The sequence below is a fragment of the Sphingobium fluminis genome, from assembly GCF_037723805.1.
Lineage (GTDB): Bacteria > Pseudomonadota > Alphaproteobacteria > Sphingomonadales > Sphingomonadaceae > Sphingobium.
In genome coordinates, this window is sequence record NZ_JBBJUK010000002.1 from 504,619 (window position 1) to 521,773 (window position 17,155).

Sequence of the window (17,155 nt, forward strand, 5' to 3'; positions counted from 1 at the left end):
TCGCGTTAGTTATGGCGACGTCCGACCTATGCCGAAAGTCGCGGCCTCCTCCGCAATATCCGGCTGTATCGCCACAGCGGCGGCCTGATCGGCCCTGCCCGCTTCGGCCTGCCCCGACGCAAGTCGGACGAGGCCGCGCATGTGAAGCGACCAGGCGATGCGGGGATTGATGGCCAGCGCCGCGTCATAATCCGCGAGGGACGCCTTGAAATCACCCTTGCGGAAATAGACGAGCGCGCGGCTGTCGAGGAAGCCAGGATTGATCCCACCCCGCCTGATCGCGCGATTGCAGTCGCCCAGCGCCTTGTCGAGATCGACATTGGCTAGCGCGCGCTGCCAGCAGCGGCCATTCAACATCGCTGCAAGCTGCGAATCGGCGGGATGAGCGTCAATCACAGCATCGAACAGCGGGATGGCGCGCGCGGGCTGTCCCAGATGCTGGAACAGATCGGCGATGCCAAGCGACAGAAGCGAAGATTGCGGAACGACCTTCGCCGCCGCTTCGGTGTCTGCAAGAGCGCCGGCCTTGTCCTTCCTGTGCAGCCGCTCGACCGCACGCACGATCAGCAACTCGCCATTGCCGGGCTCGAGCGCCAGCGCCTTGTCGATATCGGCAGCGGCAAGGGAAGCATTGCCCACTGCTTCATGCGCCCGGGAGCGAGCGCCATAATAGGCCGCCTTGTCGGGGGAGAGGCGGACGGCCTCGTTCAAATCGGCCAGTGCCGCGTCGGCCTTGCCGGCTGCCAGACGGGCGTTGCCGCGCCGTGCAAATTCTTCGGCCGTCTTGGGATCGGGCACGCCATTTACTGCCTCTACCCGGACCTTGCCGGCAGGCAGGTCCGTGGGATGCGCCGATACGCCTTCTGGCGCAGCCTGTCCCGTGAGGAAAGGCTTGCCACCGCTATAGGTGAAATAGATGCGCCGCTGCCCGCGAGCCACATAGATATGATGCGCCATCATGAAGTCGGCGCCCAGCAGCATATCGGGTCCATCGGGGCCACCGATGCTGTTGTCGATCACTTCGAGTCTGGTGCGGAGGATTTCCTCATCACCGATCCCAACGCTGGCGACCGGCACGACCCACCCCTTCTCCCGCCGCCGGCCAAAGCCGGTGACGCCATCGGACGGGGTGACGCCGGTCGCGGTGAAATCGATGCCCGCCCGCTCCGCCGCGCGGCGGGTGAGCAGCGATGTGGGCGCGCCGCTATCCAGTTCCGCCTCGATCTTGACGCCATTTATCATGATGGGCAGGCGAAAAATATGATCATAGGGATTGGACCCGGTGATCAGCGGTACGGTGAAATAGGGTTTGCCTGCCGCCCAATAGGCGAGCCCGCCCTTTTCACAATTTGAAGGCCTGATAATCTTTACCGCACCATTGGCTAGGTCGAACTCGGTGTCCGCCAACCCCAGCAGGTTGCGGCCGATCAGGCCATTGCCGGCGTCGCTTCCGCCGACCAAAAACTGGACGTTCTTTATATCCTGACCGACGATGCCAAAGGATTTGATCGTCACCACCTCGACCGAGGCTTGGCCACCGATACCGATTATATAAAGCCCCGGAGGCGCCGGCTGAATCGTCAACCCCAGTTCGATGGCTTTGGCTTTCGACATTATGCTGAAAAACGCGCCGCTATCCAGCCAGAAACTCGTATCCTTGCCGTTCACCTTCACCGGCACACTCGCGCGAAGGCCCGTCATCGTCACCGGCAGGTCGGCCATTACGGCGAGCTTGCAGGCCGCAAGCGCCGGACTGGCCGAAATGATCGCCAAGGCCGCCGTCCAAAGTGCGCCCGAATATCCAAGCCGCCAGGTCATCGATCCCCCATTCAATCCGCCTTGGCTTGCTCGCCCTAAGCGGTTCAATCGATATTGCTGGTCAGGTCGCCAGCGTCAACGCCGTCGCGGCGCGTGGCTCGATACACTTTGCGACAAATGTTTCTTGGTGATGGGAGAGTTTTGCGACAACTGCGCCGTAGCAGGAGAGGCATGAAGATTATTGGGGAAAATGTCGTGCATCGATCCACTTGCCTGACCCTGCTGCCATTATTGCTGGGCGTAGCGCCGACCGCGTTGATGGCGCAGGAACGGCAGGACCGAACCGGCGCGTCGCAGATGGACGAGGGCGATGAGATTATTGTCACCGGGCAGAAGCAACGCGGCGCCGTAATCGGCGACATCAAGCCCGAACAGCAATTAAGCTCTGCCGACGTCCGCGCGCTCGGGGTCACCTCCATCGCCGAACTCATCACCGAGCTTGGCCCGCAGACCAACGGATCGCCCGTGGTCCTGCTGAATGGCAAGCGCATTTCAAGTTTCTCGGAAATTCAGGACCTGCCGTCCGAAGCGGTGGCGCGGGTCGACATATTGCCCGAACAGGTTGCACTCAGCTATGGCTACGCGCCGACGCAAAAGGTCGTGAACATCGTCCTGCGCCAGCGTTTTCGCGCCGAAAGTGTCGATCTGCGCGCGGGAACGACGACCGATGGCGGACGGGGAAACGGGCAAGCGGAGGCGGGCGTGCTCCGCATCCGTGGCGACAATCGTTTCACGCTGAACCTTAAATATAGCCGCGCCGCGCACCTGCTGGAAAGCCAGCGCGATATCGACCCGACGGCTCCGGGGCAGCCCTTTGCGCTGGGGGGTAATGTGACGGCGCTGGCGAGGGATGCGCAGGTCGATCCGGCGCTGTCCGCCATGGCGGGTCAGTTCGTCACCATCGCTGCCGTACCGGGTAGCGCCGCAAGCGCTGCACCCACCCTCGCCGACTTCGTCCCCGGCGCAAACAGGAAAACCGTCAGCAACCTCGCCCGGTATCGGACGCTCAGCCCCGCTACCGAGAATTTTTCTGCCAACGCCATCTATGCCCGGGCTTTGGGCGGCGTTTCCGCCACCATCAACGGCCGGCTGGAACTGTCCGACAGCGACTCGCTGCAGGGCCTGTCGCAGACGGCGCTGACCCTGCCGACCGGCAGCCCCTTTTCCCCCTTCGGACAGGATGTGCGGCTCTATCGGACACTCGCGCAGGGCGGCGCGCTCGGGCAGGGCATCCGGGGCACGACCGGTCATATCGGCGTGACGCTGAACGGGCTGCTCGGCAAGGGCTGGCAATGGTCGTTCACCGGCAATGGCGACCTGTCGGACACGCGTACCCGCACCGATCGCGGCATCGCGACGGGTGCGATCCAGGCGGCGCTCAACGCCGGTGATCCCACCGTCAATCCTTATGGCGACTTCGCCGGCGATCTGCTCGCAACGCGCAACACGGACAGCGCGCGCGCCAAGTCGCGGGCGATCGACGGCGACCTGCTGATCAGCGGTTCGCCATTCTCGCTGCCGGCGGGCGACGTGACTACCGCGATCCGAATCGGCGCGTCGGCCAATGGCTTCGAGGGTCGGTCCGTGCGTGGCGGCGTGATGAGCGCGACCGAATATGATCGCCAGATCGCAAGCGGCCAGTTCAGCATGGATCTACCGCTCACCAGCCGGTCGAACGACGTGCTGGGCGCGGTCGGCGACATCGGCGTGAACATGAACGTCGCGGCGCAGCGCCTGTCCGACTTCGGCACGCTTTCGACGCTCGGCTATGGCCTGCGCTGGCAGCCCATTAAGGCGGTGCAACTGCTCGTCTCGGCCAATCAGGATCGCGCCGCGCCGACCGGCACGCAGATCACCGACCCGTTGATCTCCACGCCGAATGTCTCGGTGTTCGACTATGCGACCGGCCAGAGCGTGTTCGTCACCCAATTGTCGGGAGGCAATGCGGGTCTTCGCGAAAGCGTGCGCGACCAGTTCCGCGTCGGACTGACGATCAAGCCGTTCGAGAAGAAGAATCTGACGCTGACGGCGACCTATCTCAATAGCCGGACCGACAATCCCATCGCCGCCTTCCCCTCACCGACGCCGGCGATCGAAGCGGCTTTCTCGCAACGATTCCTACGCGACGCCGAAGGGGCCCTACTCCAGATCGATTCGCGACCGGTCAATTTCCTGTCGTCGCATAGCGAGCAGTTGCGATGGGGTTTCGATTATTCGATCCCCTTGAAATCGCATATCCAGAAGATCGTCGAAGCCTGGCGTGCATCGGGCGGCAAGCCCGAGGACCGGCCCAAGGAATTGCAGGACCTGCGCGGCCTGTTCGGCAACCGGGACCGGCAAGCGGGCCAGAATGGCGGCCAGCCGCAAGGTGGCGCGGATGGCGGACGCCGCGGTGGCGATGGCGGACCCGGCGGTGGTCAGGGTGGCCCCGGCGGTGGTGGACGTCCCGGCGGCGGCGGTTTTGGTGGCGGAAGGGGCGGCCAAGGCGGCGGCCGGCTAAGCTTCAGCCTCTACCATACCTGGCATTTCGCAGAGACGATCCTGATCGCGCCGGGCGTACCGCAACTCAACCTGCTCGATGGTGACGCGACCGGATCGTCGGGCGGCCAGCCCCGGCATGAGATCGAGGCGCGGATCGGCTATTCGAACAACGGTATCGGCGCGCGGCTGGGCGTCGACTGGGAAAGCGGCACCCATGTCGACGGCGGGCTTGGCGGAACGGCTGGGGGCAGTTCGCGGCTCGACTTCGGCAGCCTCGCGACCGCCAATTTACGCATCTTCGCCAATCTGGGCCAGATGCCCGCCGTGGTGAAAGCACACCCTTTTCTGCGGGGCACCAGAGTGTCGATCGGCATTGACAATCTGCTCAACACACGGCGCGACGTGAGCGATGCGAGCGGCATGACGCCCCTTCGCTATCAGCCCGACTATCTCGACGCCCTGGGCCGCACGGTGACGATCAGTTTTCGCAAGCTATTCTTCTGATCGGCTATTTCGCGGCTGTGGTTAAATAGTTGTTAGCCACGGCTAAAGCCGATCCTTCCTCATCCGTTATGATGATCATATATCTGTGCGGGAGGAACCGACAATGAAGCCAATTAGGATCGTGGTGGTCGACGACTCGCTCACCATCCGCGCCATGATCGAAACGCTGCTGGAGCGGGATCGCCGGGTCGAGATCGCCGGGATCGCCCGCAATGGCGAGGAGGCGATCGCGATGATCCGGGCGGAGAAGCCCGATGTGGTGACGCTCGACATCGCCATGCCCGGCAAGGATGGCATGGCGATACTGGACGAGATCATGGATATGGACCCATGCCCCGTCATCATGCTGTCGAGCCTGATGCGCGATGGCGCGCCGATCGTCGCCGAGGCGATGGACCGGGGCGCGGCGGCTTGCTTCAACAAGGCGATGATCGTGCGCGAGGCGACTCGCTTCATTGGGTTGATCAACGAGGTCGCGCGCGGCTTGATCCCCGAAGATGAGCCGGTGGCGATCGCGGCCTGACGAGCGAGGGGGCGGCGGCGACTCGCGGCTCCAACTTGTGACTGTCTGCTCCAAATGGCATCGTCGGCCGTTCAGCAGGGTGACGCAGGTACACGACAGCGCGCGCGAATCGGCACGCGCACATGCGCGAAATCGGATTATCGTACAGGTCAAAGAGCGGGCTTGATGTAGCAACGCAAGCCCGTTGTAGCACAGCGCCCGACCCGTAGCCTGGCCGCAATAGGATGGTTTTTGCCGGGATTGTGGCAGCTGGTTTCAGTGCATCGCCGTCTCGAAAAGAAGCGGGATGTCGGGTCGAGCCCGGCATGACGAGAGAAATATGATTGGCAACGACCTTGCGGGCCTGTCTCGAGCCCTCTCCCGCAAAAGCGGGAGAGGGCTAAAAAGCGGTTCAGGCCGGATCGGCCCGGGCTTGCACTGATGGCAAGGCATTTTTGATGACGCTGATCGCCGACCGCAGAAAAAGGGCGGCGATGATCGCGCCCACGAGGATGTCCGGCCAGGACGAACCAAGGGCGCCCACCAATCCCGCCGCGACGAGAACGCCGACGTTGGAAATCACATCGTTGCGAGAGCACTCAAACGTGCTTGCCATGTTCAGGTCTAGAGACCGGAACCGCCACAGAAGCCGAAGACATAGGAGGTTCGCTATCAGGGCGATGCCGCCAAATAGCAGCATCAGAGACGAGGATGGCGGGACGCCGGATCGCAGCTTGACGGCGATCTCGATGAGAATGCCGACGCCCACAGCGAGGATGAACACACCCTTCGCCAGCGCAGCGCCAGCCTTCCAGCGATCCGATCTAGACAGCGCGAAAAGGCTGAGGCCGTAAACGACGGCGTCGCCGAGCATGTCCACCGCATCGGCCATCAGGGCGGTCGAGCCCGCCACGATCCCGGCCCCGAATTCGGCAATGAACATGATCGCGTTGATCGCCAAGACCAGTTGAAGGACGCGGCGTTGACCGGCATGCTGCGCCAGCCGTTCCAGTTCCATGCCTTTTGACGCGCAACAATGGTCTGCCATGGCGCCATAATGGCCTGTCCGGCCAGCCACCGCAACCATCAGGCCGGGATGTTAGGATGCCAGCGCTTTGGGCGCGGCGCGCAATTTGCTGATGTCCACGGCACCGGCGAATTCCACGCCCATACGGTCGTCCCTGGACCAGCGTGCGGTCACGTTGACGAACTGGTTTTCCGACAGTTCGATCGCGAACAGCGTGCCTGCGGGCACGTTCCAGAGCCCTTCGATCAGCGCGCCCGTGGCCGATATATTGCGCACGCGGCCGGTATAGACATGGCCGTCATGATGCACCGCGATGGTCCGCAGCATCGATTTGCGTTCCGGGCGGCTCGACTGGAAGCCTTCGGCATGGGCAAGGGTGCCCACCGTCCGCTGGCGATCCATCACGTCGGCCATCAGCATGGGCCGGCCGTAGACATAGCCCTGAATGTGGCTGCACCCCAGTTGCCGGATCAGCTCCAGCTCGTCCTGCGTTTCCGCGCCCTCGGCCGTCGTATCCATGCCGAGCGCTTCGGCGAGGCTGACGATCGCCTTGATGATCGCGCTGTTGCGGCTGCCCTTGATCGCGGCGCCCCGCACGAAGCTCTGGTCGATCTTGATCTTGTCGAACGGCGCTTTCTTGAGATAGCCGAGCGAGGAATAGCCGGTGCCGAAATCGTCCAGCGCGAGGCGAACACCGATGGCCTTGAGCCGCGTGAACATCGCATCGGTGTCGGCGTCGTCGTTGAGGAACACGTTTTCGGTGATCTCCAGCTCCAGCCGCTCGGGATCGAGTTGAGCGGCCGCCAGCGCGCTCATCACCGTCGAGGGCAGCGCCGGATTGGCGAACTGGATCGGCGAGACGTTCACCGCCACGCGGATGCTGTGTTCCCACTGCGCGGCGTCGCGACAGGCGGTGCGCAGGACCCATTCGCCGATCTGGGCGATGAGGCCGGTATCTTCGGCGATCGGGATGAAAATAGCGGGCGAAATCGGCCCGCGCTGGGGATGCTGCCACCGCAGCAGCGCCTCGTAACCGGTGATTCGCTCGGTGATCGAAGACACGACCGGCTGATAGACCAGATGCAGCCCGTCGGCGGCCAGTGCGTGGCGCAGATCTTCCTCCAGCGCGCGGCGATCCTCGGCATCGGCGTGCATTTCGGGCGAATAGAAGCGATGCACGCCCCGGCCATCGCCCTTGGCGGCATAAAGCGCGAGATCGGCGTTGCGGATCAGCGCATCGGACGTCACGCCATCCTGCGGACAGGCCGAAATGCCGATCGATACGCCGATGACGACGGCATTGCCCTCGATCGAATAGGGCTGGGCGAGCGACGCGATGATGGTCTGCGCCAACTGGCCCAGCACCGCCTGATCATGACGGCCGGGCAGGATCACCTTGAATTCGTCGCCGCCCTGACGACCGACAAGCCCCTTGTCGCCGATCACGCGCTGGAGCCGCTGGCTCACCTGCCGCAGCAGCGCGTCGCCCGCCGGATGGCCCATCGTGTCGTTGACGCTCTTGAACCGGTCCAGATCAAGCATCATCAGCGCGCAATCGCCAGGCTGGCCGCGCGTGCCGGCGACCGCCTGTTCCAGCGAACTGAGCATCTGGACGCGGTTAGCGAGGCCGGTCAGCGAGTCATATTGGGCCAGGCGCGCCACCTCCGCCTGGCTGCGGCGCATTTCCGTCAGGTCGGTGCCAGACCCTCTAAACCCGTGGAACTGGCCATATTCGGTAAAGACGGGCTGGCCGGAGATCGACCACCAGCGTTCGTCCCGGGCCATGGCGGCGCGCACGGCGATGTCGGAAAAGCCGGTGCGGGCCGACAGGTGAAAGCCCAGCGTGCGCTCACCGTCGCCCTGTTGACGGTCGCCGGGCCTGATGATCTCGGTGATCGGCAGGCCCACCAGCCTGTCGCCCGGGACATTCAGCGTTTCCGCCAGCGTTTGGGAAATATAGACCAGGCACCCCTGACGATCGGTTTCCCAGAACCAGCCCCGGCCCGATTGTTCATATTCCTGAAGCAGCCGGTCCGACCGCTGCGCCTGCGAATCTAGCTTGTGCCGTTCCACCGCGCGCTCGCGATCGGCCTTCGCCTGCCGCAGCGTCGTGATCATCATCACGCCCAGGCAGCTTATCAGCAGGCCGGTCTGGCCGAAACTGGCATGTTGCGTCACGGCGATCAGCACGGCGCCGAAGAAATAGCCGGTGCTTAGCAGACGGCGATTGCCGAACACGCAGATCGCAAGCACCGTGATCGCCATATTGGGAACGGTAAAGGGGCCAGAGGGCTGCGATGCGTAACCCAGCCAGCAGCTGAAGCTGAGCCCCGACAGAAAAACGGCGGGCAGGATCAGCCAATGCTGGTTATGGGGCCGTTGTCGTTGAAAAACCGATGTCCGTGGCGCAATCATCAGCAAGCCGTCCGCCAGCAGCATCAGGGCCAGAAGGGCCAGCGCGGCGGGATGGCCAGGGGCCAGAAGCTGCGCGCCCTCCAGCGTGGCGATGCACAGTTTCGCCAGCAGCATCAGCGGCCAGAGATTCGCCACCTGAATGAAGTCGCGGGCGATCCAGCTGGGCGATGCATCCGCGCCGCCTTCCGCCAGACCTAGCAGGGCCAGCAGCCCCAAAGGTCGCCCCTGCGGACCGGAAATAACTGTGCGCGAAACCGTCATGCGGCCGATGCTAAGCGCAACTTCTTGAAGGAAGATTACCCCACTGGCTCAAATGAACCATCTTCGACCGATTTGCGCCGGACTGGCGTAATCCACGTTAGTTCAGACGCGCATCGGCATCAGGACGTAGAGCGCCGAACTATGGTCGTTTTCGCGAATCAGCGTGGGCGCCGCCGCGTCGGCGAGATGCAGCTCGATCAGATCGCCATTCAGCTGCCCCAATATGTCGAGCAGATAGCGAGCGTTGAAGCCGATATCGAACCCCTCACCCTGAAACGCGCCGGGCACTTCTTCGGCCGCCGTGCCATTTTCGGGGCTGGTGACCGACAGCGTGATCTTGTCCCGGTCGAGCGACATCTTGACGGCGCGCGTCTTTTCGGTGGCGATCGTCGCGACCCGGTCCACACCCTCTTCAAAGCCGCGCGGGTCGATCTTGAGCAGCTTGTCGTTCGCCGTGGGAATGACGCGGCTGTAATCGGGGAAGGTCCCGTCGATCAGCTTACTGGTCAGGATCGCGCTGCCGAGGCCGAACCGGATCTTGCTGGCCGACAGCGATATCGCGACCGATCCGTCGACCTCGTCCAGCAGCTTGCGCAGTTCGGCGATGCATTTGCGCGGCACGATGATGCCGGGCATGCCGTCCGCGCCATCGGGGCGCGGGACGGTGACGCGGGCGAGCCGGTGCCCGTCGGTCGCCGCCGCCTTGAGCACCGGCTGACCATCATCGGACACGTGAAAATAAATGCCGTTCAGATAATAGCGGGTCTCTTCGGTCGAGATCGCGAAGCGCGTCTTGTCGATGATCTGCTTCAACGTATCGGCGGGCAGTTCGAAACTGGTCGGCAGGTCGCCTTCGGCAATCACCGGAAAATCATCGCGCGGCAGGGTCGACAGGTTGAAGCGGGCACGGCCGGCCTGGATCAGCATCTTGCCTTCGGCCGCCTGCAAGGATACCTGGCTGCCCTCGGGCAGCTTGCGGGCGATATCGAACAGGGTGTGCGCCGAAATCGTCGTCGCGCCCGCCTGTTCCACCTGCGCCGATACGCTTTCGACGATCTGAAGATCGAGGTCGGTGGCCATCAGCTTGATCGCGCCATCGGCGGACGCTTCGATCAGGACGTTGGACAAGATGGGGATAGTATTGCGCCGCTCGACCACCGACTGGACATGGCTCAGGCTCTTGAGCAGCGTTGCGCGTTCGATGGTGGCCTTCATATCCCTGGTCTGTCCGTTTCTTTTCTGCTTCGGCCGGGCAAGCGACGCTGGGTCGAATCCCGCCGACAATGAGGATGATTCTTCATAGCCGCTATGGCGGCGGCGGCAAGCTTTCCTCGCAGATGACTGGCGGGCGGGGGTTGCAAAAGGGCACGGACTGGGCTTTGCCGGGGCAATGAAACGCCATGGCATCCCGCTGCTGCTTGTAATGCTATGCTCCGGCGCGGCGCAGGCGCGTGATTCCCTCGGCATGTTCGACAATTGGGGCGCATTCCGCGATTCCGCCGTGCCGCGCTGCTATGCGATCGCCCAGCCATTGCCCATGCGTGGGTTGAAGGCCAGACCACCGGGGTTCGCTACGGTCGCGACCTGGCCGCGCGGGCATATCCGTGGGCAGGCGCATTTCCGACTGAGCCGGCCCCGCGCGCCGACCGCCCCCGTCGTCCTGAACGTCGACGACCGGCGATTCACCCTGGTGGCGGGACAAGCCGATGCCTGGGCGGCCGATGCGCGCGGCGACGCCGCGATCGTGGCGGCGATGCGGTCGGGCAGCAGCATGAGCGTGCAGACGCGGGCGAGCGACGGGCGCGGCTTTGCCGATACCTATGCGTTGCGCGGCGCGGCGACCGCGATCGATGCGGCGGCGTTGGGATGCGCACGACTGCGGTGACGGCTTGGGCCTAGGAAAAAGCGGTAAAATCGCGTATTGGCGCGGGCATGCATTCAGCCGCCAATCCCCTGATGCCCATTGCGGGCCATTTCGACCCTGTGCCCGTGCCCCGCGCCGTCACCCCGCGCGAGGATGGCCGGACCGACCTGATGGGCCTGTCGCGCCTTCAGATCAAAGATGTGCTCGATGAGGCGGGGCTTGACAGCAAGGCCGCGAAGTTGCGCTCCAAACAGTTGTTCCACTGGCTCTATCATCGTGGCGAGACCCAGTTCGACGCGATGACCGATCTCGCCAAGCCGATGCGGCTGTGGATGGCGGAGCGGTTCGTCGTCGGGCGGCCGCAGGTCGTGGAGGCGCAGCTTTCGAGCGATGGCACGCGCAAATGGCTGCTGCGATCGGACGACGGGCAGGATTATGAGATGGTGTTCATCCCGGACGCGGGCCGGGGCACGCTGTGCGTATCGAGCCAGGTGGGCTGCACGCTCAATTGCCGATTCTGCCACACCGGCACGATGCGGCTCGTGCGCAACCTGACGCCGGGCGAAATTGTGGGGCAGGTCATGCTGGCGCGCGATGCGCTGGGCGAATGGCCCAAGGGCAATATGGCCGCCAATGATATCGAGTCCGACGAGGATGACGATTCGCCACACTATTCGCCGGACGGGCGGATGCTGACCAACATCGTGATGATGGGCATGGGCGAGCCGCTCTATAATTTCGAGCATGTGCGCGACGCTCTGAAGGTCGTGATGGACGGCGAGGGCCTTGCCCTGTCGCGCCGTCGCATCACGCTGTCGACCAGCGGCGTCATCCCGATGATGGCGCGAGCGAGCGCGGAGATCGGCGTCAATCTCGCGGTGTCGCTCCATGCCGTGACCAAGGAGGTCCGCGACGAACTGGTGCCGCTCAACAAGAAATATGGCATCGAGGAGTTGCTTCAGGCCTGCGCCGACTATCCCAAGGCAAGCAACGCCCGGCGCATCACCTTTGAATATGTGATGATCCGCGACAAGAATGACAGCGATGACGATGCGCGCGAACTGGTCCGGCTGATCCGCAAATATAAGCTGCCGGCCAAGGTCAATCTGATCCCGTTCAATCCCTGGCCCGGCACCGATTATGAATGTTCGACCCCCGAACGCATCCGTGCGTTCAGCAGCATCGTGTTCGAAGGCGGGATTTCCGCGCCGGTGCGCACGCCGCGCGGGCGGGACATCATGGCCGCCTGCGGGCAGCTTAAATCAGCCTCTGAAAAGAAGAGCCGCGCCGAACTGGACCGGCTCGCGGCGGAAAAGCAGGCCGCGCTCGGCTGATCCGATAGCATGGAACAGACCGGACACCGCCATGACCGATGATGAGATCGATGAAATTGCGCGCGGCTTTTGCGCGCTGACGCTTCCCAAATCGCGGTGGACACATGGCGCGCATTTCGCAACCGCCTTGTGGCTGTTGCGCAAGCGGCCCGATCTGTCACCCGAACAGGCCATGCCCGACATGATCCGGCGCTATAATGAAAGCGTGGGCGGCGTAAACAGTGACAGCATGGGCTATCACGAGACGATCACGCAGGCGTCGCTTCGCGCGGCACGGGCGTTGCTGGCGACGTTGCCGGCGGACGTGACCCCCGGCGAGGCTTTCGCGGCGCTGATGGCCTCGCCGCTCGGTGACAAGGACTGGCTGTTCACGCACTGGTCGCGCGAGCGGTTGCTGTCCGCGCAGGCGCGCAGGCGTTGGGTGGAACCCGATATCGCACCCTTACCGGCATAGGAAAGGGCGGCCCCGTCGGGACCGCCCTTCTCATTCGAACCGATCGGAAAGGATCAGAAACGGATGCCGAGGCCGCCGACGATCTGCTGACGCTCGATATCGCCTTCATAGTTGGAATAGCGATACTCGCCCTTCACGAAGAGCTGGCCACCAACCTTATATTCGACGCCCGCGCCGACGCGCACGCCGTCGCCATTGTCGCCGCCGAAGCCTTCGGTCTTGATACGCGCATTGGTGTAGCCGGCCTTCACATAGACCAGCGCCTTGTCACCGGCGAGGAAGCCGGCGCGCGCGCCGACATAAAGGTCGCGTGCCGCTTCGACATCGGTGCCGAAGAAATTGCGCTTCGTGGTCGAATCGGCGACTTCGCCTTCGACACCCAGGACAGCGTTGCCGACCTGCATGTCATAGCCAAGGCCGATGCCGTACAGGAAGCCGTCGGGGTTGCCGAGGCCGCTGCCATTGGTGTCGAGCTTGTCGTAACCGACGATCACTTCGGCGCGCGGGCCGGTGAAGGGCGCGGCTTCCTGAGCGAAGGCAGGAGCGGACACGGCAAGAGCAGCAGCAGAAACAGCTGCGAAAATCACAGTCTTCATGAAAACCTCAATGTATAGTATATGCGCGGTGGAATACCGCGTTACAGGTCATAAATAATGCGCGGGAATCATAACGACCTAATATAATCAATCCCAAGCCTCACCCCGATTTTTATGGTGGTGAAACCAACGGTTGCATCAAACCGTCTGCGGCGCATTTAGGTTTGCTCGCACCGTTTGCAAAGAGGCAGATCGGCTATCTACCGCATATTTTGCACTTTTGTTGCAATGTGGCCACAGCGAGGGGCGTTGCCTATACTCTTTTCTCGCTCAAGCTCATCAGCGCCGCTCGTAAAAGGCTCTGGCAAAAATCGGTTAAAATTCTATTGTCGCCCGGTGAAGAGTTCACCCCCTTCCGATCCCCGGGACGTGAAGCGCCACAGGCTGTCGACGCGACTGTGGCACTGGATGAATGCGATCCTCCTCTATATTCTGTTCACCAGCGGCCTTGGCATCTTCAACGCGCATCCGCATCTCTATTGGGGGCAATATGGCGCGAATTTCGATTATCCCTGGCTGACGCTAGAGCGGTTCGGCGGATGGCTCACCTTGCCGGCCCATTATAATCTCGCCATGTCGCGGCACTGGCATCTGACGGCTGCCCCGCTCTTCGCCTTCGCCCTGCTGGGCTATATGATCTGGAGCCTGCGTAACGGGCATATCATGCGCGACCTGGCCTTCCGACGTGGCGAGATCGCGCCCGGCCACATCTGGCAGGATATCAGGGACCATGTCCGGCTGCGCTTTCCCACGGGCGTTGCGGCGCTGCGCTACAATGTCCTGCAAAAGGGCAGCTATATCGCGGTGATCTTCCTTCTGCTGCCCGTCCTCATCCTGACCGGCCTTACCATGTCACCGGGCATGAACGCGGCATGGCCCTGGCTGATCGACCTGTTCGGCGGGCGGCAATCGGCGCGGTCGATCCATTTTCTCGCCGCCTTCGGCCTCGTCGCCTTCTTCCTCGTGCATATCGCGATGGTCTTGCTGGCGGGGCCGGTGAACGAGGTGCGGGCGATGGTCACCGGCCGGTATCGCGTGCCCGGGGCACGGAAGTGATCATCACGCGCCGCGCATTGTTGATCGGCGCGGGCGCGACGCTCGCTGGATGCGACCGGCTGGCGCGCAATGACCTGGTGCGCGAAGCGCTCTTTTCCTCGGAGAATTTCCATAAATGGGCGCAGCGACGCTTGCTCGCCCGCGATGCGCTTGCGCACGAATTCCGCGCCGACCAGATTTCGCCGGTCTTTCGGGCCAACGGCACCGCCAATCCCAATACCGATGCTTATAAAATGCTTTGGCGCGGCGGGTTCGCCGACTGGCGATTGCGCGTGTCTGGCATGGTCGCCCGTCCGCTGTCCCTGTCGCTGCCCCAGTTGCACGCTTTGCCCCATCGCGAGCAGATAACGCGCCATGATTGCGTGGAAGGATGGAGCGCGATCGGCAAATGGCGCGGGGTGCCGCTCAAGCGCGTTCTCGACGCCGCGGGCCTGCGGGATCGCGTCCGCTATATCGTCTTTCGCTGTGCCGACCACATGGGTGACGGCCGGCCCTATTATGAAAGTATCGACCTGACCGATGCCTTCCATCCCCAGACGATCCTGGCTTTCGCGCTCAACGACCGGCCTTTGTCCGTCGCCAATGGCGCGCCGTTGCGGCTGCGAGTCGAACGGCAGCTTGGATATAAACATGCCAAATATCTGATGGAAATCAGCGCGGTCGAGAGCCTCGCCGGGATCGGCAAAGGCAAGGGCGGCTTCTGGGAGGATCATGCAGGCTATGACTGGTATGCCGGGATTTGACCGGTTCAAAGTGACCTGACAGGGTAGCGTCATGAATATGTTCGAGCGAATATTGAAGCGGCTGGTCACCCAGGGGCAGTTGACCGTCATCTATCATGACGGCTCCAGCACGACGGTGGGCGAGCCGGCGCCCGGCTTTCCGGCGCTGGCGCTGAAATTCCATGACCGGCGCGTGCCGTTCGACATCATGCGCGATCCGCGCCTGGGCATGGCGGAGGCCTATATCGACGGCCGCGTCAGCATCGAGGGCGGCGGGCCGATGGAGCTTGTCTCGCTGATCCGCGCCAACAATGCCTGGGAAAAAGGCCGGTCGATCAGCGCGAGGAACCCGTTCAAGCGCGGCTTCAAAAAAGTCCGGCAAAAATTGTGGCGCGCCAATCACCGCCACCGCGCCAAGGCCAATGTCGCGCATCATTACGACCTGTCGGCGGCGCTTTACGCGCTGTTTCTGGACAGGGATCGCCAGTATAGTTGCGCATATTGGCCCGACGCCGACAATGAGGCCGGCATCGGCCTCGAACAGGCACAGGAGGACAAGAAAGCGCATATCACCGCCAAGCTGGCGCTCAAACCTGGCATGCGCGTGCTAGACATCGGTTGCGGCTGGGGCGGAATGGCGCTGTATCTGCACCGCACCTGCGGCGTCGACGTGACCGGCATCACCCTGTCTGAAGAACAGCTCAAGATCGCGCGCGCGCGCGCCTTGGAGGCTGGCGTCGCCGATCATGTGCGCTTCGAACTGATCGATTATCGCGACATCGAAGGGCCGTTCGACCGGATCGTGTCGGTCGGCATGTTCGAACATGTCGGAACGGCCCATTACCGCGCCTTTTTCAATAAATGCCGCGACCTTTTGACGCCCGATGGCGTCATGCTGATCCACACGATCGGCAGGATCGAGGGTCCCGGCATCACCGACGCCTTCACCCAGAAATATGTCTTTCCCGGCGGCTATATACCAGCGCTGAGCGAGATGATCCAGGGCAGCGAAGGCACCAAGCTGATCGTCACCGATGTCGAGGTTCTGCGGCTGCATTACGCCCTCACCATCCGCGAATGGTACAAGCGCACGCTGGCGCACAAGGCCGAGATCGTGGCGCTGTACGACGAGCGCTTTTTCCGGCTGTGGACATTCTATCTTGCCGGCGCGGCCACCGTTTTCCAACATGGCGGCATGGTCAATTATCAGGTCCAATATACGCGGGACCGGCGCACCCTGCCCATTACCCGCGACTATATGCTGGATGCCGAAGCAGCGCTCAAGGGGCGCTAGCCGCTGAACCATTGCTGACAATGTTGTTCGCTGCCGGTTCAGTCGGGCAAGCGCATTCTCTTTTCATGGCCCGATCGGTGGAGCGCGGGCAGGATGAGGAGAAATATCATGAACCTGTTTTGGAAAGGTGCTGCGGTGCTGGGACTGGCCCTGACCGGCATCGGCGCGACGGCGGTCCCCGCTCAAGCGCAATATTATGGTGGCCGTGATGGCTGGCGCGGCGATCGCGATGGCGGGCGCGATAGCCGCTGGGAGCGCGAGCGTCGCTGGGATCATCGCCGCAACTGGCGCGACGAGCGGCGCTGGCGCGGCCATGGCGGCGGCTATTATCGCGGTCATGCCAGCTATCGTCAGCGCTGCTGGAGCGAATGGCGCTATGATCGCTATGCCGATCGGCGCGTACGCGTGCGCATCTGCCGCTGATTTAACCCCGCGATCCGCATCATGCGTGCGGGTCGCGGGGCCGCTCTTTGCGGGCGGCGGTTGACGCCGGGCGGGCCAAAAGGCTAGGCGGCGGCGGACAGCACAGGATCTTGCCAGCTATGAGCGATACGCCCCCCGACCGCCTTTCGACCAATCCCCGCAGTCCCCATTTCGATATGGATGTGCTGGAACGCGGCATCGGCATCCGCTTCAAGGAGCGCGAGCGCAAGGATGTCGAGGAATATTGCATTTCCGAAAACTGGATCCGCGTCGCCGCCGGCAAAAGCCGTGACCGGCATGGCAACCCGCTGACGATTAAACTCAGCGGTCCGGTCGAGGCCTGGTTCGAAAGGCCCGCAGAGGGTACGGACGAAGCTGCAGCCGAACCCGACGCCTGAGTCCGC

The 17,155-nt window shown here is 63.1% G+C and carries 15 protein-coding genes; 10 read left to right on the top strand and 5 right to left on the bottom strand.

The window, feature by feature from the left end; translation table 11 throughout:
• Nucleotides 1–9: 9 nt before the first annotated feature.
• Nucleotides 10–1,818 (bottom strand): aspartyl protease family protein, encoded by a 1,809-nt coding sequence (locus WG907_RS08630; RefSeq protein ID WP_340232339.1) that lies wholly within the window; start codon nt 1,816–1,818, stop codon nt 10–12.
• A gap of 171 nt (nt 1,819–1,989) precedes the next feature.
• On the opposite strand from WG907_RS08630, the gene WG907_RS08635 reads away from it, so the two are divergent.
• Together WG907_RS08635 and WG907_RS08640 are read left to right on the top strand one after the other, a co-directional pair.
• Nucleotides 1,990–4,803 (top strand): TonB-dependent receptor, encoded by a 2,814-nt coding sequence (locus tag WG907_RS08635; protein ID WP_340232340.1) that lies wholly within the window; start codon nt 1,990–1,992, stop codon nt 4,801–4,803.
• 103 nt (nt 4,804–4,906) lie between these two features.
• Complete coding sequence (locus tag WG907_RS08640; RefSeq protein ID WP_340232341.1) at nt 4,907–5,326, top strand: response regulator; 420 nt, start codon at nt 4,907–4,909, stop codon at nt 5,324–5,326.
• 391 nt (nt 5,327–5,717) lie between these two features.
• Here the strand turns inward: WG907_RS08640 and WG907_RS08645 are convergent, their stop codons facing one another.
• From WG907_RS08645 to dnaN, 3 genes are all read right to left on the bottom strand, one after another.
• Complete coding sequence (locus WG907_RS08645; RefSeq protein ID WP_340232342.1) at nt 5,718–6,383, bottom strand: cation diffusion facilitator family transporter; 666 nt, start codon at nt 6,381–6,383, stop codon at nt 5,718–5,720.
• A gap of 21 nt (nt 6,384–6,404) precedes the next feature.
• Complete coding sequence (locus WG907_RS08650; protein WP_340232343.1) at nt 6,405–9,008, bottom strand: EAL domain-containing protein; 2,604 nt, start codon at nt 9,006–9,008, stop codon at nt 6,405–6,407.
• 102 nt (nt 9,009–9,110) lie between these two features.
• Complete coding sequence (dnaN, locus tag WG907_RS08655; protein ID WP_340232344.1) at nt 9,111–10,223, bottom strand: DNA polymerase III subunit beta; 1,113 nt, start codon at nt 10,221–10,223, stop codon at nt 9,111–9,113.
• Nucleotides 10,224–10,398: 175 nt separating this feature from the next.
• On the opposite strand from dnaN, the gene WG907_RS08660 reads away from it, so the two are divergent.
• From WG907_RS08660 to WG907_RS08670, 3 genes are read left to right on the top strand one after another with little or no spacing between them, the layout of a single operon-like run.
• Nucleotides 10,399–10,893 carry an invasion associated locus B family protein gene (locus tag WG907_RS08660; RefSeq protein WP_340232345.1) on the top strand — a complete coding sequence of 165 codons (495 nt, stop codon included), beginning with the start codon at nt 10,399–10,401 and terminating at the stop codon, nt 10,891–10,893.
• A gap of 47 nt (nt 10,894–10,940) precedes the next feature.
• Entirely contained in the window at nt 10,941–12,206 is a 1,266-nt protein-coding gene (gene rlmN / locus WG907_RS08665) for a dual-specificity RNA methyltransferase RlmN (protein WP_340232346.1), read from the top strand.
• Nucleotides 12,207–12,237: 31 nt separating this feature from the next.
• Complete coding sequence (locus WG907_RS08670) at nt 12,238–12,660, top strand: hypothetical protein (protein WP_340232347.1); 423 nt, start codon at nt 12,238–12,240, stop codon at nt 12,658–12,660.
• Between the two features lie 53 nt (nt 12,661–12,713).
• Here WG907_RS08670 and WG907_RS08675 read toward each other — a convergent pair whose 3' ends face one another.
• Entirely contained in the window at nt 12,714–13,256 is a 543-nt protein-coding gene (locus tag WG907_RS08675) for an outer membrane protein (protein WP_340232348.1), read from the bottom strand.
• A gap of 369 nt (nt 13,257–13,625) precedes the next feature.
• Here WG907_RS08675 and WG907_RS08680 point away from each other — a divergent pair, with 369 nt between their 5' ends.
• The 5 genes from WG907_RS08680 (at nt 13,626) to WG907_RS08700 (ending at nt 17,149) form a co-directional block, all read left to right on the top strand.
• A complete protein-coding gene (locus WG907_RS08680; protein WP_340232349.1) occupies nt 13,626–14,312 on the top strand; it encodes a cytochrome b/b6 domain-containing protein in 687 nt (228 codons plus the stop codon).
• Nucleotides 14,309–15,055 carry a molybdopterin-dependent oxidoreductase gene (locus tag WG907_RS08685; protein ID WP_340232350.1) on the top strand — a complete coding sequence of 249 codons (747 nt, stop codon included), beginning with the start codon at nt 14,309–14,311 and terminating at the stop codon, nt 15,053–15,055. The genes WG907_RS08680 and WG907_RS08685 overlap by 4 nt, the downstream gene beginning before the upstream one ends.
• A gap of 31 nt (nt 15,056–15,086) precedes the next feature.
• Entirely contained in the window at nt 15,087–16,328 is a 1,242-nt protein-coding gene (locus WG907_RS08690) for a class I SAM-dependent methyltransferase (RefSeq protein WP_340232351.1), read from the top strand.
• A 108-nt stretch (nt 16,329–16,436) separates the two neighbouring features.
• Nucleotides 16,437–16,751 (top strand): hypothetical protein, encoded by a 315-nt coding sequence (locus WG907_RS08695; protein WP_340232352.1) that lies wholly within the window; start codon nt 16,437–16,439, stop codon nt 16,749–16,751.
• A gap of 119 nt (nt 16,752–16,870) precedes the next feature.
• On the top strand, nt 16,871–17,149 hold the full coding sequence (locus tag WG907_RS08700; protein ID WP_340232353.1) for a DUF3297 family protein: 279 nt from the start codon (nt 16,871–16,873) through the stop codon (nt 17,147–17,149).
• Nucleotides 17,150–17,155 lie beyond the last annotated feature (6 nt).

Bases quoted from the DNA above. Each gene is read 5' to 3' on its own strand.
- WG907_RS08695 (WP_340232352.1), top strand. From the start codon at position 16,437: ATGAACCTGTTTTGGAAAGGTGCTGCGGTGCTGGGACTGGCCCTGACC.
- WG907_RS08670 (WP_340232347.1), top strand. From the start codon at position 12,238: ATGACCGATGATGAGATCGATGAAATTGCGCGCGGCTTTTGCGCGCTG.
- WG907_RS08630 (WP_340232339.1), bottom strand. From the start codon at position 1,818: ATGACCTGGCGGCTTGGATATTCGGGCGCACTTTGGACGGCGGCCTTG.
- WG907_RS08640 (WP_340232341.1), top strand. From the start codon at position 4,907: ATGAAGCCAATTAGGATCGTGGTGGTCGACGACTCGCTCACCATCCGC.
- WG907_RS08700 (WP_340232353.1), top strand. From the start codon at position 16,871: ATGAGCGATACGCCCCCCGACCGCCTTTCGACCAATCCCCGCAGTCCC.
- WG907_RS08650 (WP_340232343.1), bottom strand. From the start codon at position 9,008: ATGACGGTTTCGCGCACAGTTATTTCCGGTCCGCAGGGGCGACCTTTG.
- rlmN (WP_340232346.1), top strand. From the start codon at position 10,941: ATGCATTCAGCCGCCAATCCCCTGATGCCCATTGCGGGCCATTTCGAC.
- WG907_RS08635 (WP_340232340.1), top strand. From the start codon at position 1,990: ATGAAGATTATTGGGGAAAATGTCGTGCATCGATCCACTTGCCTGACC.
- dnaN (WP_340232344.1), bottom strand. From the start codon at position 10,223: ATGAAGGCCACCATCGAACGCGCAACGCTGCTCAAGAGCCTGAGCCAT.
- WG907_RS08660 (WP_340232345.1), top strand. From the start codon at position 10,399: ATGAAACGCCATGGCATCCCGCTGCTGCTTGTAATGCTATGCTCCGGC.
- WG907_RS08675 (WP_340232348.1), bottom strand. From the start codon at position 13,256: ATGAAGACTGTGATTTTCGCAGCTGTTTCTGCTGCTGCTCTTGCCGTG.
- WG907_RS08690 (WP_340232351.1), top strand. From the start codon at position 15,087: ATGAATATGTTCGAGCGAATATTGAAGCGGCTGGTCACCCAGGGGCAG.